This is a genomic window from Streptomyces sp. NPDC101194 (assembly GCF_044767885.1).
GTDB lineage: Bacteria > Actinomycetota > Actinomycetes > Streptomycetales > Streptomycetaceae > Streptomyces.
Window position 1 is genome coordinate 116,136 of record NZ_JBIWOS010000002.1, and the last position, 25,616, is coordinate 141,751.

The following is a 25,616-nucleotide window of genomic DNA, read 5'->3' on the forward strand; positions in this document are numbered from 1 at the left end:
GAGGGGGGTTCCGGGGTGTGTGACGTGCGTGTTTCGCCTCGCCCGTACAGCCGCTCCGACCTGCGAATACCGTCTCCCGTGAACCTTCCGCAGCACGTACGTGTTGCTGTTGTCAAGCCCCGAGATATGCCCTGACCTGCGAAAACGCCATTCAGGAGAAGCTGTTCTCGTGTTACCCTTGATAGCCACGGAAGGGGTACCTGTCACATGACGTTCAAGGTTGGCGACACCGTGGTCTATCCCCATCACGGGGCCGCGCTGATCGAGGCTATCGAAACTCGCCAGATCAAAGGCGTGGACAAGACCTACTTGGTGCTCAAGGTCGCCCAGGGCGACTTGACGGTTCGGGTGCCGGCGGACAATGCGGAGTTCGTGGGCGTACGCGACGTGGTCGGGCAGGAGGGGCTGGATCGGGTCTTCGAGGTGCTGCGTGCACCGTATGCCGAAGAGCCGACGAACTGGTCCCGGCGTTACAAGGCAAATCTGGAGAAGCTTGCCTCCGGCGATGTCATCAAGGTCGCCGAAGTGGTTCGCGACCTGTGGCGTCGTGAGCGCGAGCGTGGACTCTCCGCAGGTGAGAAGCGCATGCTCGCCAAGGCTCGCCAGATTCTGGTGAGCGAGCTCGCTCTCGCGGAGAACACGAACGAAGACAAGGCCGAGGCTCTGCTCGACGAGGTACTCGCGTCCTGAACCGGCTCACGCCGGTCTCGAAAAAATGTGCCGCGGTGCCCGCTGACAGCCGTATTCACGGTATGTCGTCGGGCGCTGCGGCATGTCTGGATTCAGCCACGGCGTGTCTGGATTACGCCCCCGACTCACCGATGCGTTGGCTCCATCGCCAATCCCCCCGATACGTTGCTCGTGATCTTGTACAGCCGATCCCGAGCGGCCGGTGCGGCTTGTCCGAATCGACCGGATGTCACGGAAAGGGCCCGGTCGAGTCATGGCGTGGCGCCCGGCTCGCTTGTGGCCATACCCATGTCGGCCGTGGAAACAAACATGCCGAAGCTTCGGAGTGCAACCGATGTCTGATCCATCGCGTCCGTACCGCACCGCCGCCGTGATTCCCGCGGCCGGCCGCGGCGTACGGCTCGGCCCGGGAGCCCCCAAGGCGCTCCGCGCGCTGGGCGGGACGCCCATGCTCATCCACGCGGTACGGGCCATGGCGGCCTCCCGTTCCGTCTCCCTGGTCGTCGTCGTCGCGCCGCCGGACGGCGCCCCCGAGGTCAAGAACCTGCTCGACGAGCACGCCCTGCCCGAGCGCACGGACTACCTCGTCGTGCCGGGCGGCGACACCCGCCAGGAGTCGGTGCGCCTGGGTCTCGACGCCCTGCCCGAGAACATCTCCGTCGTCCTCGTCCATGACGCGGCCCGCCCGCTGGTGCCGGTCGACATGGTGGACGCGGTGATCGAGGCCGTGCGGGACGGCGCGCCCGCCGTCGTCCCCGCGCTGCCGCTCGCCGACACCGTCAAGGAGGTCGAGCCCGGAGCGCCGGGGGAGCCGGAGCCGGTGCTCGGCACGCCCGAGCGGGCCCGGCTGCGCGCCGTGCAGACTCCGCAGGGCTTCGACCACGACACGCTCGTCCGCGCGCACAAGACCGTCGCCGTCGGCGGCGAGGGCGCCACGGACGACGCGGGCATGGTGGAGCGGCTCGGGGCGCCCGTCGTGGTCGTCCCCGGGCACGAGGAGGCGTTCAAGGTGACCCGGCCGCTCGACCTGGTGCTGGCCGAGGCGGTACTGGCGCGCAGGAGGGCGAACGATGGCTTCTGAGGAGACGACGGCTTCCGGGGAACGGACCGGGCCGGTGATCCCGCAGGTCGGGATCGGTACCGACATCCACGCCTTCGAGGAGGGCCGCGAACTGTGGTGCGCGGGGCTGCTGTGGGAGGGCGAGGGGCCGGGCCTCGCCGGGCACTCCGACGCCGATGTCGTCGCGCACGCCGCGTGCAACGCGCTCTTCTCGGCCGCCGGGCTCGGTGACCTCGGGCAGCACTTCGGCACCGGGCGGCCCGAGTGGTCCGGCGCCGCCGGGGTCACCCTGCTGGCCGAGGCGGCGCGGATCGTGCGCGCCGCGGGCTTCGAGATCGGCAATGTCGCCGTCCAGGTCGTCGGCGTACGGCCGAAGATCGGCAAGCGGCGCGACGAGGCGCAACAAGTCCTGTCGAAGGCTGTGGGGGCGCCCGTCTCGCTCTCCGCCGCCACGTCCGACGGGCTCGGCTTCACCGGGCGGGCCGAGGGACTCGCCGGGATCGCGACGGCACTGGTCCACCGCACGGGCTGATCCACCGCACGGCCCTGACCTGCCGGTGTTCCCGGGCCCGCTTGCCGCCCACCGCTCGCACGTGCGCCGGTGCGGTGAGCGATGGCGGCCGGTGACCCGACGGCCCACGCAGGCATGGCCGGCCCAGCCGTCGGCCACGCGTTCGTGACCGGCGGTCGGTGAACCCGTCGACGAACTGTCCGCGAAGCGCACCGGCGGTGACCGCGCGGAATTCGACCCCGCGGTCGCCGACGACGCCGGGCGCGTGGTCGTCCGGATCACCCCGTGAAGGAGCGCCGGCCGGACCCGAGGCCTTCCGGTGTGTCGATCACGAGCGGTCGGCGGCGCCCGCGACCGGCACGCCGGGGAGACGCCGCGCCGCAAGAAACTTTTCCCGCTGTTCCCGAGGGGTCGCGGGGCACTGGTGCGCGCCCACTACCCTTGAGACGTGACTATTCGCCTGTACGACACCAGCGCCCGGCAGATCCGTGACTTCGTACCGCTCACCGCGGGCTGTGTCTCGATCTACCTCTGTGGCGCGACCGTCCAGGCCGCCCCGCACATCGGGCACATCCGGTCCGGGCTGAACTTCGACATCATGCGGCGCTGGTTCGCGTACCGCGGCTACGACGTCACGTTCATCCGGAACGTCACCGACATCGACGACAAGATCATCAAGAAGTCGGCCGAGCAGAACCGCCCGTGGTGGTCCATCGGCTACGAGAACGAGCGCGCCTTCAACGACGGCTACGACGCGCTGGGCTGCCTCCCGCCGACGTACGAGCCGCGTGCCACCGGCCACATCACCGAGATGGTCGAGATGATGCGCGGCCTGATCGAACGCGGTCACGCCTACGCCGCCGACGGCAACGTCTACTTCGACGTGCGCTCCTTCCCCGGCTACCTGGAGCTCTCCAACCAGGACCTGGACGACCTGCGCCAGCCGTCCGGCGAGGGCGAGACCGGCAAACGCGACCAGCGCGACTTCGCGATGTGGAAGACGGCCAGGCCGGGCGAGCCCAGCTGGGAGACCCCGTGGGGCCGCGGCCGTCCCGGCTGGCACCTGGAGTGCTCGGCCATGGCGCACAAGTACCTCGGCACCGCCTTCGACATCCACGGCGGCGGCATCGATCTGATCTTCCCGCACCACGAGAACGAGATCGCCCAGGCCAAGGCGTACGGCGACGGGTTCGCGAAGTACTGGGTGCACAACGGCTGGGTCACCATGTCCGGCGAGAAGATGTCCAAGTCGCTGGGCAACTCGGTGCTGGTCAGCGAGATGGTCAAGGCGTGGCGCCCGATCGTGCTGCGTTACTACCTCGGTACCCCGCACTACCGGTCGATGATCGAGTACAGCGAGGAGGCCCTGCGCGAGGCGGAGTCCGCCTTCGCACGGATCGAGGGCTTCGTTCAGCGCGTCACCGAGAAGGCGGGCGAGACGGTCGAGCCCGCCACCGAGGTGCCGCCCGCCTTCGCCGAGGCGATGGACGACGACCTGGGCGTCCCGCAGGCGCTCGCGATCGTCCACACCACGGTCCGCCAGGGCAACTCGGCGCTCGCCGCCGACGACAAGGAGGCCGCCGTCGCCCGGCTCGCGGAGGTCCGTGCGATGCTCGGTGTCCTCGGCCTCGACCCGCTCGACGAGCACTGGGCCGGCGAGAGCGACCGAGGCGACGATCTGCACGGCGTCGTCGACACTCTCGTGCGCCTGGTCCTGGACCAGCGCCAGTCGGCCCGCGAGCGCAAGGACTGGCCCGCCGCCGACGCCATCCGCGACCAGCTCAACCAGTCCGGTCTCGTCATCGAGGACAGCCCGGCCGGACCACGGTGGACACTCGGCCCGCGCCAGTAGTCCTCCCCATGTGCCGCCCGGCCTCCCGGGCGGCACACTTCACTTACGTACGCATGTCTGAGAAGAAACGAAACAGGTAGGTCATGGCCGGGAACAGCCAGCGCAGGAACCGCCGCACGTCCAACAAGAAGGGCGCGCAGGTCGGCAGCGGTGGGCAGCGACGCCGTGGCCTCGAAGGCAAGGGCCCGACGCCTCCCGCCTCCGCCCGCAAGGGACACAAGAAGAACCGCATCGCCAACGCCCAGGCCAAGCAGGCCGCGGCCCGCCGTCCCGCGCCCCGGCGCGGCGGCGCCAAGGGCACGTCCGAGATGGTCGTCGGCCGCAACCCGGTCTACGAGGCCCTGCGCGACGGCGTCCCGGCGACCACCCTGTACGTCCAGCAGTACATCGACAACGACGAGCGGGTCCGCGACGCGCTCCAGCTCGCCGGTGCGCGCGGCAACATCAACCTGATGGAGGCCCCGCGCGTCGAGCTGGACCGGATGACGAACGGCCTGAACCACCAGGGCCTCGTCCTCCAGGTCCCGCCGTACGAGTACGCGCACCCGGAGGACCTCACCGCCGCCGCGTACGACAACGGCGAGGACCCGCTGATCGTCGCCCTCGACGGCGTCACCGACCCGCGCAACCTGGGTGCGATCGTCCGCTCCGTCTCCGCGTTCGGCGGGCACGGCGTGGTCGTGCCCGAGCGGCGCGCGGCCGGGATGACGGCGGGCGCGTGGAAGTCCTCGGCGGGCACGGCGGCCCGTACGCCGGTCTCCCGGGTGACGAACCTGACCCGGGCCCTGGAGGGCTACCAGAAGGCCGGTCTCACGGTCGTCGGCCTCGCCGCGGACGGCGAGCACACCGTGGAGGACCTGGAGGCACTCGACGGCCCCGTCGTCATCGTCATCGGCAGCGAGGGCAAGGGCCTGGGCCGCCTCGTCGGCGAGACCTGCGACTACCGGGTCCGGATCTCGATGCCGGGCGGCGCGGAGTCGCTGAACGCCGGTGTCGCGGCCGGGATCGTCCTGTACGAGGTCGCGCGGCGCCGGGCCTGAGAGGCACCCGGACGGGGGGCGGCCGACCGGGGCGCCCCCCATTGACGGGTCTCGGACACATCGGGCCCGTCAAGGCAGTGTCCTAAACACACATCACTCGGTTAGATGAGTGTGGACACCAGAACGCCTCGGTTCGACGAACTACCCGCCCTGAGCATGACCAAGGTGGACTGCGACCCCGCGCAGGTCATCGTCAACCACGCCAGCTTCCGGGTGCAGCTCGCCCCCGGCCAGCGCCCGCGGCTGCGCGGTCTGGCCCCCGCGGGCACACCCAGGATCCCCGCCATGAGCGGCGGCGCCCGAGCGGTGCGCGGCCGGCGCTCGCCCGTCGTGTGGAGCGGCAGGTCCGCCCCGGGCGACCCCGGCGCCACCGGGCTCCTCCAGGCCGTACGGAACTCCACCGCGGGCCGGCCGACCTCCGCGTACGACTCCTACGATCCCTACGCCCCCCGCACCGGCCACGACTTCGACGGCGGGATGGGCGGCACCCAGGTCATCGAGCGCCTGGAAGAGACTCGGCCCAACCCCGTCATCACCGCACCCCGTCGGCCCGACCGCCCCGGCAACGGTCCGCTGCTGCCGCCGATGCGCCGGGCGGTCGGCGCCTACGACCCCGTCGACACCGGCGGCCGCGCGGCGTACGACGACGAGTACGACGACGAGTACGACGACATCACCGAGGCCCGGGGCCGGCGGCACGGCAACGACTCCGTGCGGCACGCGTACTACCCCGGGCGCCGTATGAACCTCGGCGTCGTGCTGCTGCCCATGCGCGTCTTCCTGGGCTTCATCTCCGTCTACGCCGGCATGGGCAAGCTGTGCGACCCCGTCTACTTCGACGGCGGCGAGCGCGGCTCCATGGTCAAGTGGCTCACCTCGCTGCACCCCTGGGCGCTCGCCGAGCCGCTGCGCGACTTCGCGCTCTCGCACCCCGTCGGTGCCGGACTCACCGTCGCGTTCCTCCAGGTCGTCGTCGGTGTCCTCACCGTCCTCGGCCTCTGGCAGCGCGTCGCCGCCTCCGTCGGCGCACTCCTCTCCGCCGCCCTGCTGGTCACCGTCAGCTGGCGGACCGTCGCGGTCTACGACGCGCCCGACATCATCTTCCTCGCCGCCTGGAGCCCGCTGATCATCGCGGGCGCCCCCGTCTACTCCGTCGACGGACGGCTCGCCGGCGAGGCCTGGCGCAGGCTCGGCCCGCGCTCGGCGATCTGGGACCTCCGCCGCCGGGTGCTGCGCCGGGGTGCCGTCGTCGCCACCGTGGTCGTCGGCCTCACCCTGCTGGTGGGTTCCATGCTCGGTGGCGCGGTCCGTTCCTCCGGGGTCGTCACCGTGCCCGGCCCGGACGGCAACCCGACCAACCAGCTCCCCGGCTCCCCGCTTCCGCAGGAGTCCCAGAGCCGCAGGGCCTCCCACACACCCGACGGCAAGCGTCCCTCGCCGTCCCGCAGCAGCGCCTCCACCACTCCTTCGGCCAGGGCGTCCACGCCCGCCGCGGACTCCGTGCGCGAGTCGGGCCAGGCGGCCGGTGCCGGGCAGCCCAGCCAGACCCAGGGCACCGCGCAGCAGCCCCCGCAGCAGACGGCCCCGCAGCCGCCTCCGTCCGGTAGTTCCGGCCCGACTTCCTCCGGTTCCACCGGCGCCGGCGGCAGCTCGGCGACCGGCGGGTCGGACGGCGGCGGTGGCTCCACCGGCGGTACGTCCGGTGGTGGGCAGAACCCCATCGGAGGTCTGCTCGGCTGAGCCGCCGGGTCGGCGCACGACGCAGGGGCGGCACCGGAACGAACCGGTGACCGCCCCTGCGTCGTGCCTCGTCGCGTGCCGCTACCGCCCGTCGAGTTCCTTGGCGGCCTCGGTCAGGTCCTTCGCGGTGTCGATGGCCCGCCAGTACGCGCCGTGCGGCAGCGGATACCCGGCCAGCCTGCGTTCCCGGGCCAGCCGCGGGAACGTCGTCCGCTCGTGGTCGCCCAGGTCCGGCAGCAGGTCGGTGAACGCGGGGGAGAAGACGTACACGCCGGCGTTGATCAGATACGGGGAGGGCGGCGACTCGATGAAGTCGGTGATGTGCCCGAACGCGTCCGTCTCCACGGCGCCCCACGGGATGCGGGGACGGGCCAGGGCCAGGGTGGCGGTCGCGTCGCGCTCGGCGTGGAACGCGGCCATCTCGCGCAGGGAGAAACGCGTCCAGATGTCGCCGTTGGTGGCGTACCAGGGCTGCTCCGGATCGGGGAGCCGGGCGGCGGCGTACTTCAGCCCGCCGCCGCGTCCCAGCGGCTCGGACTCCACGACCGTCGTCACACGCAGCGGCAGCACCGCCGAGTCCAGCCACTCCTGGAGCACCTCGGCCAGATGACCGCACGACACCACGGCGTCGGTCACGCCCTCGGCGGCCAGCCAGGAAAGCTGATGGCCGATGATCGGAGTCCCGGTGCCCGGGATCTCGACCATCGGCTTGGGGCGGTCATCGGTGTACGGGCGCAGCCGCGAACCCTGGCCACCTGCCAGGACCACGGCCTGCGTCGGATACGTATGCATGCCAGGCACGATATGCGGTGCCCGGACCGGCCGGTCAGCTGAACTGTGCGACGCCCGAGGCGAACGACGTGTCGCAGACGGGACGCGAGAACCTGTGGGCCCGCGTCGGACCGTACTGCTCGACGGCCGCGCGGCCCAGCGCCCTGGCGATCGACATGCAGTGCCGGGCGAGAGAGGGCCGGGCCTCGACGGAACGCTGCAGGTCCGTCAGGGCGACACCCGGGTCCTTCTCCCGGAGCTCCAGGAGCAGCCGGTCACGGAGGAGGTCCTGCGGGGTGCGTGTCCGAGCAGGCTTCGAGACGTCCTGGGCGGAGGCGGCCAGGACCTGGGGCTCGGAGTTGTGCGCTGCCCACGGCACGCTGGTGACGGCGAGGGTCCCGGAGAGGACCATCACGACGGGCAGTACGAGAGCGAGGGATCGGCCGATACGGCGAGCGGTGTGGGTCACGCAGCGAGAGTAGCGGGCGGTGATGACGTGGCGACATTACGTCACCCTTGAGGGGGATGGTTCGAGGGCGTTTTTCGAATCGCGTGTTGACGGGCCACTGTGAAATGCCCGGTGTGCCGGGGAATTCGGCACCGTACGGACTCAAACCCGGGCGCGCCCCGTGACGCGCGAACGGCCCCGCACGAAGAAGGTGCGGGGCCGCTGTGGTGCGGGTGATTCGTGCGGGGCGGGGCGTCAGTCGGTGAGACGCGCGCCCGTCGAGGTCGAGAAGACGTGCAGCTCGTCCGGGCGCGGCACGACGTGCAGCTTGGTGCCCTTCTCCGGAACGGCGCGGCCGCCGACGCGGACGACCAGGTCCTTGTCCTCGCCGCCGACCTGCGCGGAGCCGTAGACGAAGCCGTCGGCGCCGAGCTCCTCGACGACGTTGACCGAGACGGCCAGGCCGGCCGGGGCGTCCGCGCTGTCCTTCGAGAGGGACTTCGCGGCGGCGCCGCCGTGCTCGACGATGTCGAAGTGCTCGGGGCGGATGCCGACCGTGACGGTCGTGTCGCCCTTCTCCGAGGCCGCGGTGAGCGCTTCGCGGGAGACCGGGACGACGCTGTTGCCGAACTTCACGCCGCCGTCGGTGATCGGGACCTCGACCAGGTTCATGGCCGGGGAGCCGATGAAGCCGGCCACGAAGAGGTTCGCCGGCTTGTCGTACATGTTGCGCGGCGAGTCGACCTGCTGGAGCAGACCGTCCTTGAGGACCGCGACACGGTCGCCCATGGTCAGGGCCTCGACCTGGTCGTGCGTGACGTACACGGTCGTGATGCCCAGACGGCGCTGGAGCGAGGCGATCTGCGTACGGGTGGAGACGCGGAGCTTGGCGTCGAGGTTCGACAGCGGCTCGTCCATGAGGAAGACCTGCGGCTCACGCACGATGGCCCGGCCCATCGCGACACGCTGGCGCTGACCACCGGAGAGCGCCTTCGGCTTGCGGTCCAGGTACTCGGTGAGGTCCAGCATCTTGGCGGCCTCTTCGACCTTCGCCCGGATGTCGGTCTTGTTGACACCGGCGATCTTGAGCGCGAAGCCCATGTTGTCCGCGACGGTCATGTGCGGGTAGAGCGCGTAGTTCTGGAACACCATGGCGATGTCCCGGTCCTTCGGCGGCAGGTGCGTGACGTCGCGGTCGCCGATGCGGATGGCGCCGCCGTTGACGTCCTCAAGACCCGCGAGCATGCGCAGGGAGGTCGACTTGCCACAACCGGAAGGGCCGACGAGGACGAGGAACTCACCGTCCGCGATGTCGATCTCCAGCTGGTCCACGGCCGGCTTCGTGGAGCCGGGGTAGACGCGGGACGCCTTGTCGAACGTGACACTGGCCATGCTGAATCTTCTCCTTCACCGGCAGGAACGTGCCGGACGATCCGAGTAAGGGAGTGGTCTGGTCCACTTGGGTGAATCCTCAGCGACGCTACCTGGACATTTGAAATCTGTCAGTAGTTCGAGGGCCGCGAAATTTCGGGACCGCGAGGGGTGCGGTGTTGGTTACACTGCTCCGGCACGCCTCCTTAGCTCAGCTGGCCAGAGCAACGCACTTGTAATGCGTAGGTCGTCGGTTCGAATCCGACAGGGGGCTCCGCGAAACCCCAGGTCGGATCCTCTCTGACCTGGGGTTTTCACGTTCAGCGGATGCGTCGACGGAGGCGGGAGCGGGCCGCGCGGCTGCCGAGCGTCTCAGCTTTGGTCTCAGTGGGACCGGGATCGGGTGCCGGGGGAGGGGGTACGAAGAACCTCCATGCGGTGGATCGTCGGCGTCGGCATGGGGTTCCGGCAGGGCGAGACACTCGGCCTGCGGTGGCCGTACGTCGACCTCGACGCGGAGCTGTTCGCGGGCCATGGCGTCCAGGCCGTTCGTCCAGTGGGGCGCTCCACCTGGACGCCATGAACCACGCCCGCTCCACAGACGTGTGGGTCGACGGCGGACGGGATGGGAGCTGGGGAGAGTGGTGGGTGAGGCTGTCGGTACCGTGCAGCTCTCGGAGCGGACGACGACAGGGACAGCATGGGCGAGAACGCACCGCATCAAGAGTTCCGGGTCGGCGACGTCCTGCGTGTGAGCTGCCTGCAGGTGCAGGTGCAGGTGCAGGGCCGAGTGGCCGACGTGTCTCGTTTCTATGCCTCGGTCGAGTGGCCATGGGCCGAGATCGATCCAGAGTCTCAGTTCAGGTGGAATGGCCGGAGAGCCTTCGCGGTGTCGGCCGACTCCTCGGAACGGACCATGAGCCTGTTCAAGACCAACCCTGAGCCGTGGAACCTGCACGTTGGTGACAGCTGCCTCGTGGGCATACCTGAGACGCTGGTGCGGATCATTGATATCGGCCGCTACGACCCTCCACAGGATGTGGGCTGGCTTCCCCGCCCACACACGATGCTGGTCGTAGTGCCTGCCGACTACCCCGACGAGGCTCTGTCCGAGGACGACGGAGACACGATCGACCTTGACTCAGCGGCCCCGCTGACCATCGAGCTGGTGTCCCGGGGCTGACCGAAACTCAAGGGCGCCTGGGTCGTCCGACACCAGCGGATGACACCAACAAGGGCCTACGGCGCCAATCAACGCCGAACCTCAGCGGCAGCCGGACCAGGGTTCACCGGGTGCTCATCATGGTCGAGAGGGCGCCTCGATCGACCTGATAAGGATGAGGACACAGCTTCAAGCCCGTAGCCATTGCGGGTGCTGGCCACACTTCAAGGACGGTCTGCACCGACTTGGGACTCTTTTGGCTACTTGGCGATGCTCGCAATGAACGTGTGGATGTCGGCGGCGAGGTTGCGCATGTCCTCGCCTGCCGCGTGCGCCGTGGTGGTCTCGAAATGCCATTCCTCGTAGGGCGCCCGATCATGGATGCCCCAGGTCAGTTGGACGTGGCTACCACGGTGCTCCGCTGAGAGGGTCAGGTCGTAGCAGAGGGAGTGCCAGGTACGTGCGCCTTCCCGGCCCCGGAAGTCTTCGGCGAGCGAGGCGAGGAAGGAGTCGAGGCCGTCGCCGTCCCAGGTCTCCACCGAGGTCTCAACACTTCCCCAGGACCCGCAGGCCCTCATGAGGAAGTCGAGCGTTGGTTCATCCTCGAACGGGCGTTTCGGCTCCGACAGCAGCAGGCGGACGGGACCGGCGTCCATGGCGCTGATCTCGTCGTCGACCCAGATGAACGGTCGGCCATCGGCCCACTCGATGAGATGGTGGGTCTTCCGGTGCACGCCGCGCGGGCCTCCGTCGGCACAGTCGGCCGGCCACTCCACCACGGGCAGCCCCGGCAGTCCGATGCGCGGGGAGACGACCTCGTTCGCCTCCTCCATCCAGGTCGCAGCCCACACGAGATGACATCGCAGGGCTGTGAGGCGCGATCCGAGCTCAGGGTCGAGTCGCGTCTGGCTCTGGCCTGTTCTCAGGGCTGGCCGCTGTCGGCCGCCGAGCGCAGCTCCTCGATGAATTCCACGGCCGCCCGGGCGTTCAACAGTCTGATTCTGATCGGAGGTTGGCCCGTCACCTTGATCTCCAGTGCGCCGTGGCTCGACGCCTTCACGGACCGCACCTGCGACCACGCGAACTCCCCGCCCTGCCCGTACGGCGGCGTGTGGACCAGCCCGGCGGACGTGACGGTGAGCCGACCTCGATCGAACTGGACGTTTCCCTCGGCACGCAGCGTCTCGTCAAGGTCGACCTGGATGGCCGGAATGAACCGGTTGTCGATCTCTTCGAACAGCCGGGCCATGCGCCGCACGTGCAGTAGTGTGATCGGCCCGGCGGCCGCCGCGATCCAGATCGTGCCCCGCTCGTAGGTGCGAGTGGTCCGGGTTTGGCCGGCACCCAGTCGCTCGTCTCGGTAGCTCTCCGGGGTGTACTCGGTGGCCCGGATGTCGTCCCAGCGGATGGTGCGATCGGGCCCGGCCTGGGCGGCGAGGAGCAGACCGCCCCGATACACCAGCACGGCCTGCAGGCCCTGGACCGGTGCCAGGCGCCCGTACGCGATCCCGGCCGCGATCACCACGACGACGGCCGCCACCAGGGGCCACCACGTGCCGACGGCCACAGCGGCGCCCATGCCGATGGCCAGGGCCGCACCGCCGATCCACGCCTGCATCGCCAGCGTCACCGGTCGGTACCGCGGGTGCACCGCGACCACTTCTCCCAGGCCGGCCTTTGCGGCCGTCGCCTCGTATTCGTCCGGGCTAATCATGTCAACTCCCCTTGCTGCACGGGCAATCGCGACCATAGTCGATCGTGACCGTCCCACCCCACGAACACGAGACCAACTACTACGCTCAACACCAGCCCCAACCGGTGGCTGGAGCCCATGCACAGAGCCTCCACCGATCCCGGAGCGCTTCAACCCCAGCAACCGGGTCCGTCCGACACCCCCCCGAGAAGCTACTGAGCCACCTATGTGACCGGCACCGACCGATCCACCTGGAGCTACGGATCAGGAGGGCGATTGTCCTACCCACCGGCAGTCATGGATACCGAGAGGGACGATCAACCCGGGTCAGCGAGCGTCAGGCCCCGGCTGAGCACTCCCTCAGGTCGCTTCGGGTGAAGCGGTCTCGGTCTCAGTTGCTGCCGCATCCGCAGTCGTTCATCCGTGTCCGCTTAGGTCTGGGAGACGGCCCGACCAGGGGATTTGCGATCCTCAAGGACGACGATGGACGTCCGTGGAACAAGATCCGACAACTTGTCATGCGTAGGCCGTCGGTTCGAATCCGACAGGGGGCTCAGCGAGAAGCCCAGGTCGGACTGCGTCTGACCTGGGCTTCTTCCGTTCAGCGGACGCGACGGCGACGCCGGGAGCGGGCCGCGCTGGTGTCCGTGGTCCCAGTTGCCGCTTCGGGCGCGGCGAGCCGGAAGGTGGCCACTCGACCTCGACGGCGGACCACCCGTGTTTGCCGTGCTCGTTCACGTACGTGTTGCCAAGGGCCGCGAGCGGGTGACGAGTGCGGCTTCCTGCACTGCGAATACGGCGTCGCACCGGTCGCGGACGCCGGCGTCATGGGTGGCGATGACGACAGCGCATCCGCCCTGGCTCATCTCGTGAAGGACGTCGACGACCATGGAGGCATTGGCATCGTCGAGAGCGCCGGTCGGCTCGTCCGCCAGTACCAGGGCCGGCTGCTGGACCACGAGACGGGCCAGAGCCACGCGCTGCTGCTCTCCGCCGCTGAGATGGTGGATCTTCTCCTTCCCGCGTCCCGCCAGACCGACACGATCAAGGGCCTCGGCGATGACCGCAGTTGCTCTGCCTCGCAGTGACCTCTGCAGTCTTGTGACTACTTCCAGGTTCTCGTCGACGGTCGCATTCTCGATCAGGGCGTATTGCTGAAACAGGTAACCGAGAGTGTCGCGGCGGAACCGGAGGATGTCGCGCCGGCTGAATCGGGTGATATCGCTCCCCTCGTATTGAATTTTCCCGCTGCTCGGTTTGTCGAGCAGTCCGAGGCAATTGAGGAGGGTTGACTTGCCTGATCCGCTGGGACCGACAAGCGCGAGCATTTCACCGCTTTTGATGGTGAGGTTGACGTCATGCCACAAGGTCCGGGTGCCGAAGACCTTCGACAGATTCTCTATATCGATCACAGCATGCTCCGGCTGGATGGAGGGGCTTCATGGGCGAGGGGCTTAGGACTCGGTTGCGCCTTCCCTCATGATGCGGCTGTGGAAGAGTGCGAGGGCAAGCAGCACAGCCCCGAATTCGAAAGCGACAAGGCCGGTGATGACGCCGACATCCAGTGCGGTGATGTGGATGGCTTCGAATGGAGCCGGCGCGCCGTCGGCGGCGTATTTTTTCAGTTCTTGATTCTGCTGCCACGCGACGAAAGGAACTCGGGTTGCAAAGATGGCCGCAATTGCCACTTCGACGGCGAGGATGAAGCGATGGGTGGTGATGTATCGCCAGCCGCTGATGCGTTTCGCGAAAATGCTCTGCGCATTCTTGCGCGCGTAGATCAGACAGACGCCCACGCCGGCGATAAGAATCACGATCACGGAGACGATGAGGTTGAAGATTTGCAGCCGGAGTTCGTTGACCGAGTTCCTGAGGTCCAGAGCGGTTTTCTGCCCGACAGGGCTCACGGCGTTTATGTACTTCTGTAGTCTTTCCGTCTTCATGCCGTTCAGTACGTCATGGGGGTCGGGGAAGACGATGCCGGCCTGAGTGGCGTATGCGGTGTAGGCGCTGTCGGTGAGGAAATGTGATCCGTTGGGGACGGCGATGAGGACGGGGTCGCGCACCAGGGACCTGTCTTCGTCCGGACCGTGTGCGGCGTTGTAGACGTAGGCGCCGGTGTTGTAGCCGAAGAGACGTTGCCCCGCCTTGCTCGTCAGTGTCTCGATCGGAATGTGTCGATCGAGATTCGGATCGATGATCTCGGAAGCCGCCTTGGTGATCACCGGCGCGTGAGCCTTCAGGGACTCGGGAACGATGACCCTCACCGGTCGCGTGTCGGGCTTCTCGTCGCTCTGCGCGGCAGAGGTGTATCGGCGTCCCGCCGGGTCGATGACCGGCTGCTCGCTGAGATAGGCATCGTTGACGATGAGGATCTCACCGGTCGGCAGATGCGCGTCCGGTGCGGAGACCTGGAGGTCTCTGCGTCCGGCAACAATGACTTTGCCCTGCCGGTCGGCTTGGCGCAGCCATGGGCCCACGTGCTTGTCCACCTGGTCCATGTTCACTGCGAAGGCGCCGTTGATGCGGATCGAGACCGCATTTCCTACGGTGCGGTAGACGTCTTGGTTCTCCTGGCGCGTCAGTACGTCCCGGCCCGCGAGGGTGGCATTCGTGGCAATGCTGAGAGTGAGCAGCAGGGCGGGGATGCGCACGAGGTAGACACTGATGGATGCACCCCGTGAGGGCAGTTCACCTTTGAGGGCACGCAGTACGTCGACCTTGAAGGTCAGGGCGAGCGCGGCCGCGTGGGTGGCCAGCGCCACGAGCACCAGGAGGACGGTGACCACCGCGGCCACCGAGGCGAACAGCCCGAGCCAGGCAAGGCTGTTGTAGAAGCCCAGGCAGGCGAGCGTCGCAGCCACCACGATGCCGGCCGTCGCCGGCCAGAAGACCGCCAGCTGGCGCAGATCGCGGACGAGGATGCCGGTGAGGGACATGCCCTGCAGTCGCAGAACCCCGTACACCTTCGCGTTGAGGAGCACGCTCGCGCCGGTCATCGTCAGCGCCGCGAGGGCGACCACGCAGAGGGCCCGGAACAGGGGGTCGTCCGTGTACCTGTCGGAGAGTTCGGCGTACGACAGGGGATGGGAAATGCTTGCCTTCATGCCGAGGCGGGCGAACGTGGCGCTCAGGGCTTCTGCGTCCGCCGGTGAGCCGAAGACGTAGTAGGGACCGCGTGGATCCTGCTGTGCGATCTCGGAGAGCGGACGCACCCGCGTTTCACGGCTGCTGCTGAACGCCGGGTATCCGCTGTCCAGCCATTTTGCTGTCAGGGAGTTCGGGCTGCCCGGAGTCACGTAGAGATTCCGTACGCCGTCGGGGTTCTGCAGATCGGTCACATCGCGAGCCACTCCGACTCCGTGCTCGGTCGCGAACGACTCGACGGCTCGGATGACTTGAGGAGCGCTCGTCGACTCGTCGGAGTCGAATACATCGACCAGTGCCGAGGTTCCGAGCGGCGCGCTCTCATCCAGCCCCCGCACGAACAGAAAGGCGAGTACTGCGGAGAAGGCCAAGATGGCGGCGTGAACGAATCGTATTCCTCGGTGCAGCATCGAATACCTCGGTCGAGGGCGCTCGGTGAGCGCGCGTCCGGGAGAGTTCAGGCGCCGAAGGCGGCTGTGGAGGAAAGCGGAACTCACCTCCACAGCCGGCGCGAGCCAAAGGGCTGTCCCGTGATTCCCGGTGGACCGGTGCGCGGCGTCGGATGCGGTGCGTCGCAGGGCGAAGGGGCGTCCGCATACTGGATGTACGCGGACGTCCCGACAGCGCGGCGAGGTGCCGTGGACGTCATCGCGGGCCCGCCAGGGTTACGGGACGGCCCTCAGGTATGTGCGAGCGGCGCCACCCGCGCATACCTGGCACGAGATGCGATCAACCGGACTAGCAGGAGCTCTTGTAGTAGTAGCTGATCGCGCCACCGTTCTTCGAGCCCGAGGCCAGGGACCAGTTCCCCTTGGACGTGCAGCCACTGGCGAAGGTCACGCTGCCGATCTTCACCGAAGACGCGTGGCTGTTGGTCGGGTGCTTGTAGTTCGACCACGCCGTGTTGGCGCCCTGGTCGTAACTCCACCTGCCGCCGCCGACGTCGACGGTCACGGCAAGCGCCGGCGTTGCCGCGGCGAAAAGGAGGCCCGCCGTCACGACGGCCGCCTTGATACCAGTTCTCTTGTTCATGATTGATCCCCTTTTCATCATGACCATGGGTCTGGACGAAACAAGATGCTGATGCAGAGCGTGGTCATGTCGCAACCGTACGAACACGTGATCTAGATAACCCGATGGCGTATGCGACTCGCCGGGCGCCGGTGATGATGCCGTGATAATCGCGCGGGGAGAGAATTCGCCTCGGGCCACGAGAACGCCCGGTGGAACCGCGTACTTGCCCGTCCGCAGGGCTCGATCCGACGGTGTTCGCGGGTGCGGAGCATTGTTGTGGCCGATTGGCCGAAAAGAGCGGGACAAGCAGGTCCCGCGATGGCAACCTTGATCACGCCTGCCTTCAAGAGGGCCGCACACGGGGGTATTGCGGTGCATAAATTTCCTGGCCAGTGAGATGCCTTCCTGCGTGTGGCACCTTGTCCTGCTCGACAGCCGCTCTGGAAGCCCTCCTTGATGATCACTGCTCGAACTTTGCGTTCGTCGCCCCGTTCCCCGGGGACCGGAACGCAGTCCATGGCGTCTCCGGTCGGCCCCGGGCGGCGCCGCGCTCTCGTCGTGTCGATACCGATGCTGTGGACGTTCTCCCTCGGCCTGTGGGGCCTGTCACGGCAGGGCAGCGTATGGCGGGACGAGGCCGCGACCTGGCAGGTGGCCGAGCGCTCCACGGCTGAGATCTGGCACATGCTGGGGAACGTCGACGTCGTGCACGGCTGCTACTACCTGCTGATGCACGCGCTGTTCGAATGCTTCGGCCCCAGCACCACCGTCCTGCGGCTGCCCTCGGTCATCGCCACGGGAGTGGCGGCGGCGTGCGTGGGGGGAATCGGCCACCGGCTGGCCGGCATGTGGGTGGGCCTGGCCGGAGGGATGGCTTTCGGACTGCTTCCGGCCGTGCAGTTCTATCTCCAGGAAGGGCGGCCGTACGCCCTGGTCGCAGCCGGAGCCGGAATGTCCACCCTGCTGCTCGTGACCCTGCTCCAGGGGCGCGGCCGCACGGTGCACTGGGCTGCCTATGGCGGCACTGTCATGATGTGCGGGCTTTTGAACTGGCTCTCGCTCATGATCCTTCCAGCACACTTGGCGACCCTGGTCTGGAGCCGGGCCGGCCGTGCGGTGTGGAAGCGGTGGACCACTGCCGCCGCGGCCGCAACGGCCTGTGTGCTGCCCCTGGTCGTGTTCAGCCGAGGCCAGTCCGCGCAAGTCTCCTGGATCCCACCGCTGACCTGGCACATGCTCATCGGCCCGGCGGTCCTGCTGGCGATCGGTGGAGTCGGCGCACTGGTGGACCGGCCTCGGGCCGGCCGGCTGTCGGTGGCAACCGTCGGATTACCGCTGCTGGCGGTCCCGCAGATCGGCCTCATCGGGCTTTCCCTGATCCAGCCGCTGTTCCTGGACCGGTACATCCTCTTCAGTCTGCTGGGACTGGCTCTTCTGATCGGCACGTCGATCGGCTCGGCGGTAGAGGCGGTGGAGGCCCGGCATCCGAGAGCGTCGCCGGCGGTTCTCCCCGCAGTGCTCGTCGTGGCAATGGTGGCGTTGTTGCCGCAGTCGCTGGCCAAGCGATCCCCGTCGAGCCGGGTGGACGATGTCCTGGCAGTGGCCTCGGACGTGCGGCGGTTGCAGGAGCCCGGCGATGCGGTGCTCTTCATCCCGTCGGCGCGCCGAGACACCAAATCCGTCTCCCCGAGCGTCTTTTCCGGTCTGCGAGACATTGCTCTGGCGCAGAGCCCGGAGGAGTCCGGAACCCTCAAGGGCCTGGAGGCGACCCCGGGCCGGATCCGTGCGGCGATGCTGGCCCAGCGTCGGATCCTGCTGGTGACGGATACGCCTCAGGTGGCGAGACCGGTGACGGCCGAGCGGGACAAGATGAAGGCCGCCGTGCTGAAGGAGCACTTCAGGGCCGTGGCTGACGAGCAGGTCCGCGGACGAAGGGTGACGGTGTATGAGATCCGCTCGGCCGGGTGAGACGGCCGGCGGACGCCTCGATCCGTTGTAGCCGCCTCGGGCATCGTCATTCGAATCCGACGGGGGCTCAGCGAGAAGCCCAGGTCGGACTGCGTCCGACCTGGGCTCCTTCCACGCTCGCCGTCCTTAAGGGGCGGTGACCCCGCGGCGGGACCATGCCGACAGTCCGAGTGCCAGTGCCGTGCCGACGAGGAGGACCGCTACCGCGACCCAGGTGGCATGCGAGACCGCGTCGGTGAACGCGGTGCGCGGGTCCTGGACGCGGGGGAGACGGTCCTCGAAGCGTGTGGTGATCAGCGTGCCGAGGATGCTGGTGCCGAGGACGGCCCCGATCTGACGGGCGGCGTTGACGGCGCCGCCCGCCTCGCCCTCGCGGCCGTGTGGGACGTGGCCGACGGCGAGGGCGGTGGACGGGGCGTTGGCGAGACCGCAGCCGAGGCCGAACAGGACGAAGGCGGTGGCGTACCCGGCGAACCCGGTGTCCGGTTCGACCTGCGCGAAGAGGGCGGCGCCGACGGCCGCGAGGAGCAGGCCCGCCGTGATCAGGACACGCGGGCCGAGTCGGCGCACCAGTATTCCGGCCAGGACCGAGGCGGCGATGAACGCACTTGATTCCGCGAGGAGTTGGACGCCCACCTGCAGGGCGGTCAGCCCTCGTACCCGCTGCAGCCACAGCACTTGGAGGAGGGAGAGGCCGACGAAGCCGAACAGGACGGTCGCGGCCAGCAGGAGGGAGGCGCTGTAGGAGGGATCGCGCATCAGCCGCAGGTCGACCATGGGGTCGGTACGGCGCAGTTCGACCAGGGCGAAGGCCGCCAGCAGAAGGACCGCTGCCACGACGGCGACCAGGGCCCGTGCGGAGCCGTAGCCGTGGTGACCGCCGTCGATCAGCCAGAAGACCAGCAGGGCGAGTCCGGCGATCGCGGTGAACTGCCCCGCCCAGTCGAGGCGCTGGGCCGGGTTGCGGGACTCGGCGACCCGGCCGAGCGCGACCACGGCCGCGAGACCCGCCACGACGAGGTTGAGCCAGAACGCCGCGTGCCAGGTCCACCAGCGCAGCGCGAGGCCCGCGACGAGGGGGCCGACGGCCACGCCCAGCCCGGACGTGGCCGCCCACGCGGCGATCGCCCCGGCGCGGCGGCGCGGGTCGCGGACGGCGTGCGTGATCAGCGCGAGCGAGCTGGGGGTGATCAGGGCACCGCCCAGGCCGGCGATCGCCTGGCCGGTGAGGACGGTGGCCAGGTCGTCGGCGAGGACCAGCACCAGTGCGCCCGCGGCCATGGCCGCGGTCCCGGCGAGAAAGACGCGCTTGCGCCCCCACCGGTCGGCCAGTGCGCCGGCGCCGAGTACGCAGGACGCCACGACCAGGGTGTACATGCTCGGCACCCACACCATGTCGGCCGGGGCGAGCCGCAGATCGGCCTGGACGGCGCCGAGCGTGCCGATGGTCTCGGTGGTCTGGAGGAACACCGTGAACAGACCCAGGCAGGCGGCGACGAGGACCGGCCCGGGGCCGCTGCCACGGGCGTTGTCGCGCTCCTCGGCCGTTGCGTCGCGCAGCTCAGTGGCCATGGTTCTCCCCTCCCGAGAGCATGGCCTTGATCCGGCGGGTGACGGCGTCGGCGAGGACTTCCTCGCGGCCCGCCTCGACGGCGTCGAGGACCTGCTCGACCACCTCGGCGGGGCTGATCTTGGGCTGGTCGGTGCCGGCCGCCATGTCGGTGTCGATGAACGCGGCGTGCACGGCGACCGTGAGGGTGCCCTGCGGGCGCAGCTCTTCGCGCACCGCGTCGGTCATCGACCGGGCCGCCGCCTTGGAGACGCCGTACGAGCCGATCTGCGGGAGTGTGTGCCAGGAGAGTGCGGAGAGCATGTTGACCAGGGCCCCGCCACCGTTCCTGCCGAGAACGGGGGCGAAGCCGCGGCACATGGCGAGCGTGCCGAACAGGTTGGTCTCCAGCTCGGCGCGCGCCCCGTCGAGGGTGTCCGCGGTGAGCAGCGAGTCGCCGCGCAGGATGCCCGCGTTGTTGATCAGCACAGTGGTGTCGGAGCAGCGCTCGGCGGCAGCGGCCACGGAGGCCGGGTCGGTGATGTCGAGTGCGACGGGTGTCAGCCCGGGGTCGGTCACGGTCTTCGGGTCGCGTGCTGCCGCGTACACGGTGTGCGCGCCGCGCGCCAGCAGGCCCCGGGCGAAGGCGCGGCCCAGTCCGCGGTTGGCTCCGGTGACGAGTGCGGTGGCTCCGCCGATGTTCACAGGGTCTCCTGCCGGGGTGTCGTGGCCGCGGATGCGTGCTCCGCGGGGGTGTCCTGGACGACCCGGGCCTGGCGGGCGAGGGCCAGCAGCCGGCCGTCGGCCGCCCACACCGCACTGTCGTCCACCGCCCAGCCGCTGCCGGCCTGTTCGGTGCGGATCCGGACCAGGGCCCAGTCCGCGAGTGCCCCGGCATCCAGTGCGTCGGTGAAGTGGATGGTCAGTTCGGCGGTCGGCACCGGGCGCGGGGTGCGCCAGCGCGCGAACAGGGCCGGTGGGAGGACGTCGGTGAGGGTGACGACCGCGGCCTCGTCCAGCGCCCGCCCGTCGGCGAACCGCACCCAGGCGACCAACTCGGCCCGCTCGCCCCCGGCGAGCGGCAGGGCCTCGGTGGCGGGGCGGATCTCCACCTGCCGGGCGAAGGCCGTGAGCCCGGCCGACAGGTCGAGGGGCCGGCAGTCGGCCGGGCCCGGTACCCGGGGCGAGCTCCGTCCGTCATATCGGGGTCCCCGGCGGCCATGGCCGAACACCGCCGAGCCCACGAGCGCCGTGGCTCCGTCCTGATGGCCCGTGAAGGCACAGGTCGCGGCCCGGCGCCCCACCGACGGCCGGGCCAGGGACAGATGGAGCGGACGGGTGTCGACAGGGGCGAGGAAGTGAGCGGTCAGGGCGCGGACCGGGCGGCCTTCGCCGACGGCTCGTTCCCGCATGGCGGTGAGCGCCGCCGCCGCGACATGGCCCCCGTGCGCACCCGCCCAGGATCGCCACAAGGGGTCGATCCGGGCCCATGCCTCCTCATCGGCGGCACGCGCGCTGCCGGGTGGTGAAGCCCTCATTCCGGTCTCCTCGTTCGGTCACGAGCCCAATGAGCCCGCTAGACAGTTGGAAAACAGGACTTACTATAGGTAGGTCAGTTTGAAAAGCAAACGCTCTTCTGTTCGGTACTGGGTGCCATTCCGGGCGGGCGTCGGTCCTCGGACGGGCCTGCAGGTCTCGATCTCCGACGCGCTGTGCCATAGTGAGTTGGAAACGGCAACTGGCCTGAAGGGCGGGTGACGGATGACGTACTTCGGGACGCCGTGCGAGTCCGGGCCTCCGGTGGAACCCGCCGGGCACCCCTCGGGCGGGGCCGTACCGGCCCGCCGCGAGACCGGTGAGCCGCCTGCCGGGCGCCCTGCGTGCCTGCCGGACTCGCATGCGCGGATCCACGCCCGCCGCCGCTTCCCGCATCAGCCGCCCGAGGGAGGCACCTGTGGCCGGCGGGCGCAACCGCCGAAGCGGTGCCCGGACGCCCCATGACCCGTCAGCACGTCGCAGCGCCCAGGAGGTCCACGCAGATGCCCGTCGCCCACCCACGTCCCTGCTCCATCGCGAACTCGCTCGCCGTCATCGGCGAGCGCTGGAGCCTGCTCGCGCTGCGGGAGGTGTTCCTCGGGGCGCGCCGCTTCGACCAGATCGCGGCGAACACCGGCGCCAGCCGGGACATCCTCACGGCCCGGCTGAAGAAGCTCGTGGAGCACGGGGTCCTGACCAAGGAGCTCTACCAGGCCCACCCGCCGCGCTACGAGTACACACCGACCGAGGCCGGACTCGCGCTGCAGCCGGTCCTGCTCGCACTCATGGAATGGGGCGACCGCTACGCGACCGAGGGAGAACCCCCCACGGTGCTCAGGCACGACTGCGGAGCGGTGCTTCATCCCCGCACCGTCTGCGACGCCTGCGGCCGGCCCGTCCCTCCGGAGAGCACCCACGCGATCCGCCTCGGCGGCGTCCCGCAACAGTCCCCCGACTCGGAGTCAGGAGAGCCGCGTTGAAGAGCGACGTGCGTTCCCGCGTATCGGCGTACGCCATGGCCACCGTGCGGGACCGGCTGCTGCTGACCCGGCTCTCGGAGACGTCACCGGTTTTCGAGCCCGGGCTGTGGCACCTGCCGGGCGGAGGGATCGATCCGGGCGAGCAGCCGCGGGAGACTCTGGCGCGCGAGCTGTACGAGGAGACGGGCCTCGAACTCCTCGATGCCCGACTGGTGGACGCGCGGACGTACCAGGCCCACCGGCTCGGGATCAGCTGGAACCTGGTGGGGCTCTTCTACCTCGTCGATCTCAAGCCGGGCCCGCTCGTGGTCACCAAGGCCGACGACTCCACGAGCGCTGTCGCCTGGATGTCCTTGTCCGGTCTGGACGACTCGATGCTGTCCCCGGCCGCGGTCGACGCCCTCGGGCTGATCGGTGCGCGCGGGGCGCCGGACGCGACCGGCCGGTGAGCCGGCCGACGACCTCGTAATTCGTTGGTGATGTGCCGGACGTTCCGGGACGGTGGGGTCGACGCGGACGTGCGGACGACGCGGACGAACGGACAAGGCGCGCACGCGGTCGGCGTCGACACGGCCACCACGGTCGACGTGGTCGAGGCTCTGCCGATCCGACGAAGGGTTTTCATGGTTGCCGGGAAGATGCATGCCGACGAGGTGGAGCTCGACGTCCCTCTCGTGAGAGGGCTGATCGGCACGCAGTTCCCGCAGTGGACGGATCTTCCGCTGGAACCGGTGGCCTCTTCGGGCACGGACAACGCCATGTACCGGCTGGGCCCGGACATGGCGGTACGGCTGCCCCGTATCCCCGGAGCGGCCCTGCAGGTGAGCAAGGAGCAGCAGTGGCTGCCGAGGCTCGCGCCGCTTCTGCCGCTGCCTGTTCCCGAGCCGCTCGGGAAGGGAGTTCCCGGCGCGGCCTATCCCTGGCACTGGTCGGTGTACCGCTGGCTCGGGGGCGAGAACGCGGAACGCGTCGCCGATCCGCGCCGCACCGCCGCCGACCTGGCCGCATTCATCACCGCCCTGCGGTCGGTCGACGCCGACGGCGGCCCGCTCCCGGGGGATCACAACTTCTTCCGCGGTGTGCCGCTGGCCGACCGCGACGTCGCCACCCGCGCGGCCATCGCGGCGCTGGAAGCGGAGACGGGACCGGGGAGGATCGACACCGAAGCGGTGACCGCCGTGTGGGACACCGCGCTCCGGGCACCGGCCTGGAGCCGGCCGGCCGTCTGGATCCATGGCGACCTGTCCTCGGGGAACCTGCTGTTCCGGCAGGACCGGCTGAGTGGGGTCATCGACTTCGGAGGGCTGGGCGTCGGGGACCCCGCCTGCGACCTGCTCCCCGCGTGGGAGATCTTCTCCGCCGAACACCGGGGAGCCTTCCGTGACGCTCTGGCGGTCGACACCGCGACCTGGCAGCGGGGCCGCGGCTGGGCGCTCTCCGTCGCGTTGATCCAACTGCCCTACTACCGGCACCGCAATCCCCCGCTCGCCGCCCGTTCACGGCACGTGATCGGGGAGGTCCTGGCCGACCACGGCTCCGGCGCCTGAGCACCGGCTCGGCCTCCGCGCCGCTGACCGCGGGGCCCGAGGACCTCCGCCGCCACCCGGTGGCGGAGGTCCGGCCGTTCGCTCAGTGCCGTCCGGACAGCCGGTCCGCGGCCTTGGCGATGGGGTCCGTGCCCGCGCGGGGCGAGGTGAGTTCGCGGCGGTCGGCGGCGCGGTAGGCGGCGTACATGCCGTGGACGCCGAGCCAGCGGAAGGGTTCCGGTTCCCACCGGCGGACCTTGTGGTCGACCCAGGGCAGGGACGTCAGCTCCGTGGGGCCGGACTGCCCGGAGTCCTGCTGGATCAGGTCGCGCAGGGTACGGGCGGCGAGGTTGGTGGTGGCGACGCCGGAGCCGACGTAGCCGCCGGCCCAGCCGAGACCGGTGGAGCGGTCGAGGGTGACGGTGGCGCACCAGTCACGGGGGACGCCGAGGACACCGGACCAGGCGTGGTCGATGCGCGCGGCCGCGGTGGTGGGGAAGAGACGGACGAGGATGTCGCGGAGGGCCTCGATGGTGGCGGGCTGGGTGCGGCCGTCGTTGTCGGTGGCCGAGCCGTACCGGTACGGCACTCCGCGACCGCCGAGCGCGATGCGGTCGTCGGCGGTGCGCTGGGCGTACATGTAGGCGTGGGCCATGTCGCCGAGGGTTTCGCGGCCGTCCCAGCCGATGGTGTCCCACACCGACGCCGGGAGCGGTTCGGTGGCGATCATCGACGAGTTCATGGGGAGCCAGGTGCGCTTCTGCCCCTTGAGGTTCGCGGTGAAGCCCTCGGTGCAGCGCAGGATGTACGGGGCGCGGACGGTGCCGTACGGGGTGCGGGCGTGCTTGGGCTCGATCTCGGTGACCGGTGTCGACTCGTGGATGGTGACGCCGAGCGCCTCGACGGTGGCCGCGAGACCCTTGACGAGTTTGACCGGGTGCAGGCGGGCACCGTGCGGGGTCCAGGTGGAGCCGACGGCTCCGGTGACGTTGACGCGTTCGGCGGTTTCGCGGGCGCCGCGCAGGACGCGGTCCTTCTCGCCGAAGGCGATCTCCACGGAGTGGAAGTCCTTGAGCCGGGCCAGCTGGGCCGGTGTGTAGGCGACTTCGAGCACACCGCCCTGATGGATGTCGGCATCGATGTTCTCCTCGGCGGCGATGCGGACGACTTCGTCGACGGTGTCGTTCATCGCCTGCTGGAGACGGACGGCGGCCTCGTGGCCGTGGAGTTTCGCGTACCGGTCGCGGCCCGCGATGCCGTTGTAGAGCCAGCCGCCGTTGCGCCCGGAGGCGCCGTAGCCGCAGAACCTGCCTTCGAGGACGACGATGTTGAGGAAGGGGACGGCCTTCTTGAGGTAGTAGGCGGTCCACAGCCCGGTGTATCCGCCGCCGACGATGCAGACGTCGGCGGTGGTGTCGCCGGGCAGGGGCTCCCGGGCGGCGGGGGTGCCTTGGTCCGCGTACCAGAACGATATGCCGCCGTTGACGGTGCTGACGGTGCTCATGTTGCCCCTGCTTTGTCCGGTGTGAAGCCCTGTGGTGAGCCTTGGTGAGGCCTG

The 25,616-nt window shown here is 69.5% G+C and carries 23 protein-coding genes, 1 tRNA gene and 1 pseudogene; 13 read left to right on the forward strand and 12 right to left on the reverse strand.

Annotation, left to right across the window (positions count from 1 at the left end):
• The first annotated feature begins 207 nt into the window (after positions 1-207).
• The 6 genes from ACIRP2_RS07145 (at position 208) to ACIRP2_RS07170 (ending at position 6,893) form a co-directional block, all read left to right on the forward strand.
• Positions 208-690: a CarD family transcriptional regulator gene (locus ACIRP2_RS07145; RefSeq protein ID WP_006380568.1), complete on the forward strand. Its 483-nt coding sequence runs from the start codon at positions 208-210 to the stop codon at positions 688-690.
• Positions 691-1,024: 334 nt separating this feature from the next.
• Positions 1,025-1,771 carry a 2-C-methyl-D-erythritol 4-phosphate cytidylyltransferase gene (gene ispD, locus ACIRP2_RS07150; protein WP_404247414.1) on the forward strand — a complete coding sequence of 249 codons (747 nt, stop codon included), beginning with the start codon at positions 1,025-1,027 and terminating at the stop codon, positions 1,769-1,771.
• A complete protein-coding gene (ispF, locus tag ACIRP2_RS07155) occupies positions 1,761-2,282 on the forward strand; it encodes a 2-C-methyl-D-erythritol 2,4-cyclodiphosphate synthase (RefSeq protein WP_404247416.1) in 522 nt (173 codons plus the stop codon). The genes ispD and ispF overlap by 11 nt, the downstream gene beginning before the upstream one ends.
• Positions 2,283-2,709: 427 nt before the next feature.
• On the forward strand, positions 2,710-4,113 hold the full coding sequence (cysS, locus tag ACIRP2_RS07160; protein WP_404247418.1) for a cysteine--tRNA ligase: 1,404 nt from the start codon (positions 2,710-2,712) through the stop codon (positions 4,111-4,113).
• 83 nt (positions 4,114-4,196) lie between these two features.
• Positions 4,197-5,153, forward strand: a complete 957-nt coding sequence (rlmB, locus tag ACIRP2_RS07165; RefSeq protein ID WP_404247420.1) for a 23S rRNA (guanosine(2251)-2'-O)-methyltransferase RlmB — start codon at positions 4,197-4,199, stop codon at positions 5,151-5,153.
• A gap of 105 nt (positions 5,154-5,258) precedes the next feature.
• Positions 5,259-6,893 (forward strand): DoxX family membrane protein, encoded by a 1,635-nt coding sequence (locus ACIRP2_RS07170; RefSeq protein ID WP_404247422.1) that lies wholly within the window; start codon positions 5,259-5,261, stop codon positions 6,891-6,893.
• A gap of 81 nt (positions 6,894-6,974) precedes the next feature.
• Here ACIRP2_RS07170 and ACIRP2_RS07175 read toward each other — a convergent pair whose 3' ends face one another.
• The 3 genes from ACIRP2_RS07175 to ACIRP2_RS07185 all read right to left on the reverse strand — a co-directional run bounded on the left by ACIRP2_RS07175 (position 6,975) and on the right by ACIRP2_RS07185 (position 9,504).
• Positions 6,975-7,685, reverse strand: a complete 711-nt coding sequence (locus ACIRP2_RS07175) for an NDP-sugar synthase (RefSeq protein ID WP_404247424.1) — start codon at positions 7,683-7,685, stop codon at positions 6,975-6,977.
• Positions 7,686-7,719: 34 nt separating this feature from the next.
• Positions 7,720-8,133 carry a hypothetical protein gene (locus ACIRP2_RS07180; RefSeq protein ID WP_404247426.1) on the reverse strand — a complete coding sequence of 138 codons (414 nt, stop codon included), beginning with the start codon at positions 8,131-8,133 and terminating at the stop codon, positions 7,720-7,722.
• A 234-nt stretch (positions 8,134-8,367) separates the two neighbouring features.
• Positions 8,368-9,504: an ABC transporter ATP-binding protein gene (locus tag ACIRP2_RS07185; RefSeq protein ID WP_376219090.1), complete on the reverse strand. Its 1,137-nt coding sequence runs from the start codon at positions 9,502-9,504 to the stop codon at positions 8,368-8,370.
• 179 nt (positions 9,505-9,683) lie between these two features.
• Between ACIRP2_RS07185 and ACIRP2_RS07190 the strand changes: the two genes are divergently transcribed.
• The 3 genes from ACIRP2_RS07190 to ACIRP2_RS07200 all read left to right on the forward strand — a co-directional run bounded on the left by ACIRP2_RS07190 (position 9,684) and on the right by ACIRP2_RS07200 (position 10,666).
• A tRNA-Thr gene (locus tag ACIRP2_RS07190) sits at positions 9,684-9,757 on the forward strand.
• Positions 9,758-9,916: 159 nt separating this feature from the next.
• A complete protein-coding gene (locus ACIRP2_RS07195; RefSeq protein ID WP_404249512.1) occupies positions 9,917-10,066 on the forward strand; it encodes a hypothetical protein in 150 nt (49 codons plus the stop codon).
• Between the two features lie 117 nt (positions 10,067-10,183).
• Positions 10,184-10,666, forward strand: coding sequence for a hypothetical protein (locus ACIRP2_RS07200; protein WP_404247428.1), 483 nt, complete (start codon positions 10,184-10,186; stop codon positions 10,664-10,666).
• A 239-nt stretch (positions 10,667-10,905) separates the two neighbouring features.
• Here ACIRP2_RS07200 and ACIRP2_RS07205 read toward each other — a convergent pair.
• The 5 genes and pseudogenes from ACIRP2_RS07205 to ACIRP2_RS07225 form a co-directional block, all read right to left on the reverse strand.
• Positions 10,906-11,547: pseudogene (locus ACIRP2_RS07205) on the reverse strand (DUF6228 family protein); the annotation flags it as partial.
• A gap of 20 nt (positions 11,548-11,567) precedes the next feature.
• Entirely contained in the window at positions 11,568-12,359 is a 792-nt protein-coding gene (locus tag ACIRP2_RS07210) for a hypothetical protein (protein ID WP_404247430.1), read from the reverse strand.
• Positions 12,360-13,072: 713 nt separating this feature from the next.
• A complete protein-coding gene (locus ACIRP2_RS07215) occupies positions 13,073-13,750 on the reverse strand; it encodes an ABC transporter ATP-binding protein (protein WP_404247432.1) in 678 nt (225 codons plus the stop codon).
• 42 nt (positions 13,751-13,792) lie between these two features.
• Positions 13,793-15,856 (reverse strand): hypothetical protein, encoded by a 2,064-nt coding sequence (locus ACIRP2_RS07220; protein ID WP_404247434.1) that lies wholly within the window; start codon positions 15,854-15,856, stop codon positions 13,793-13,795.
• A 367-nt stretch (positions 15,857-16,223) separates the two neighbouring features.
• Complete coding sequence (locus ACIRP2_RS07225) at positions 16,224-16,517, reverse strand: lactococcin 972 family bacteriocin (RefSeq protein ID WP_404247436.1); 294 nt, start codon at positions 16,515-16,517, stop codon at positions 16,224-16,226.
• Positions 16,518-17,015: 498 nt separating this feature from the next.
• Between ACIRP2_RS07225 and ACIRP2_RS07230 the strand changes: the two genes are divergently transcribed.
• Positions 17,016-18,467: a hypothetical protein gene (locus ACIRP2_RS07230; protein ID WP_404247438.1), complete on the forward strand. Its 1,452-nt coding sequence runs from the start codon at positions 17,016-17,018 to the stop codon at positions 18,465-18,467.
• A gap of 126 nt (positions 18,468-18,593) precedes the next feature.
• Here the strand turns inward: ACIRP2_RS07230 and ACIRP2_RS07235 are convergent, their stop codons facing one another.
• Genes ACIRP2_RS07235 through ACIRP2_RS07245 form a run of 3 tightly spaced genes read right to left on the reverse strand, consistent with a single transcriptional unit; the run spans position 18,594 to position 21,554 of the window.
• A complete protein-coding gene (locus ACIRP2_RS07235; RefSeq protein WP_404247440.1) occupies positions 18,594-20,039 on the reverse strand; it encodes an MFS transporter in 1,446 nt (481 codons plus the stop codon).
• Positions 20,029-20,721 carry an SDR family oxidoreductase gene (locus tag ACIRP2_RS07240; protein ID WP_404247442.1) on the reverse strand — a complete coding sequence of 231 codons (693 nt, stop codon included), beginning with the start codon at positions 20,719-20,721 and terminating at the stop codon, positions 20,029-20,031. The genes ACIRP2_RS07235 and ACIRP2_RS07240 overlap by 11 nt, the downstream gene beginning before the upstream one ends.
• Complete coding sequence (locus tag ACIRP2_RS07245) at positions 20,718-21,554, reverse strand: acyl-CoA thioesterase (protein ID WP_404247444.1); 837 nt, start codon at positions 21,552-21,554, stop codon at positions 20,718-20,720. The genes ACIRP2_RS07240 and ACIRP2_RS07245 overlap by 4 nt, the downstream gene beginning before the upstream one ends.
• A 501-nt stretch (positions 21,555-22,055) precedes the next feature.
• On the opposite strand from ACIRP2_RS07245, the gene ACIRP2_RS07250 reads away from it, so the two are divergent.
• Genes ACIRP2_RS07250 through ACIRP2_RS07260 form a run of 3 tightly spaced genes read left to right on the forward strand, consistent with a single transcriptional unit; the run spans position 22,056 to position 24,079 of the window.
• Positions 22,056-22,532, forward strand: a complete 477-nt coding sequence (locus tag ACIRP2_RS07250; protein WP_404247446.1) for a winged helix-turn-helix transcriptional regulator — start codon at positions 22,056-22,058, stop codon at positions 22,530-22,532.
• A complete protein-coding gene (locus tag ACIRP2_RS07255; protein ID WP_404247448.1) occupies positions 22,529-22,981 on the forward strand; it encodes an NUDIX hydrolase in 453 nt (150 codons plus the stop codon). The genes ACIRP2_RS07250 and ACIRP2_RS07255 overlap by 4 nt, the downstream gene beginning before the upstream one ends.
• Before the next feature lie 30 nt (positions 22,982-23,011).
• Positions 23,012-24,079 (forward strand): aminoglycoside phosphotransferase family protein, encoded by a 1,068-nt coding sequence (locus tag ACIRP2_RS07260; RefSeq protein ID WP_404247450.1) that lies wholly within the window; start codon positions 23,012-23,014, stop codon positions 24,077-24,079.
• Positions 24,080-24,161: 82 nt separating this feature from the next.
• Here ACIRP2_RS07260 and ACIRP2_RS07265 read toward each other — a convergent pair whose 3' ends face one another.
• Positions 24,162-25,562 (reverse strand): NAD(P)/FAD-dependent oxidoreductase, encoded by a 1,401-nt coding sequence (locus tag ACIRP2_RS07265; RefSeq protein WP_404247452.1) that lies wholly within the window; start codon positions 25,560-25,562, stop codon positions 24,162-24,164.
• Between the last annotated feature and the right edge of the window lie 54 nt (positions 25,563-25,616).

Coding starts and splice junctions, on each gene's coding strand:
- ACIRP2_RS07235 (WP_404247440.1), bottom strand. CDS start 20,039: ATGGCCACTGAGCTGCGCGACGCAACGGCCGAGGAGCGCGACAACGCC.
- ACIRP2_RS07195 (WP_404249512.1), top strand. CDS start 9,917: ATGCGGTGGATCGTCGGCGTCGGCATGGGGTTCCGGCAGGGCGAGACA.
- ACIRP2_RS07225 (WP_404247436.1), bottom strand. CDS start 16,517: ATGAACAAGAGAACTGGTATCAAGGCGGCCGTCGTGACGGCGGGCCTC.
- ispF (WP_404247416.1), top strand. CDS start 1,761: ATGGCTTCTGAGGAGACGACGGCTTCCGGGGAACGGACCGGGCCGGTG.
- ACIRP2_RS07175 (WP_404247424.1), bottom strand. CDS start 7,685: ATGCATACGTATCCGACGCAGGCCGTGGTCCTGGCAGGTGGCCAGGGT.
- ACIRP2_RS07210 (WP_404247430.1), bottom strand. CDS start 12,359: ATGATTAGCCCGGACGAATACGAGGCGACGGCCGCAAAGGCCGGCCTG.
- ACIRP2_RS07260 (WP_404247450.1), top strand. CDS start 23,012: ATGTGCCGGACGTTCCGGGACGGTGGGGTCGACGCGGACGTGCGGACG.
- ACIRP2_RS07265 (WP_404247452.1), bottom strand. CDS start 25,562: ATGAGCACCGTCAGCACCGTCAACGGCGGCATATCGTTCTGGTACGCG.
- ACIRP2_RS07170 (WP_404247422.1), top strand. CDS start 5,259: ATGAGTGTGGACACCAGAACGCCTCGGTTCGACGAACTACCCGCCCTG.
- ACIRP2_RS07250 (WP_404247446.1), top strand. CDS start 22,056: ATGCCCGTCGCCCACCCACGTCCCTGCTCCATCGCGAACTCGCTCGCC.
- ispD (WP_404247414.1), top strand. CDS start 1,025: ATGTCTGATCCATCGCGTCCGTACCGCACCGCCGCCGTGATTCCCGCG.
- ACIRP2_RS07185 (WP_376219090.1), bottom strand. CDS start 9,504: ATGGCCAGTGTCACGTTCGACAAGGCGTCCCGCGTCTACCCCGGCTCC.
- ACIRP2_RS07200 (WP_404247428.1), top strand. CDS start 10,184: ATGGGCGAGAACGCACCGCATCAAGAGTTCCGGGTCGGCGACGTCCTG.
- rlmB (WP_404247420.1), top strand. CDS start 4,197: ATGGCCGGGAACAGCCAGCGCAGGAACCGCCGCACGTCCAACAAGAAG.
- ACIRP2_RS07230 (WP_404247438.1), top strand. CDS start 17,016: ATGGCGTCTCCGGTCGGCCCCGGGCGGCGCCGCGCTCTCGTCGTGTCG.
- ACIRP2_RS07145 (WP_006380568.1), top strand. CDS start 208: ATGACGTTCAAGGTTGGCGACACCGTGGTCTATCCCCATCACGGGGCC.
- ACIRP2_RS07245 (WP_404247444.1), bottom strand. CDS start 21,554: ATGAGGGCTTCACCACCCGGCAGCGCGCGTGCCGCCGATGAGGAGGCA.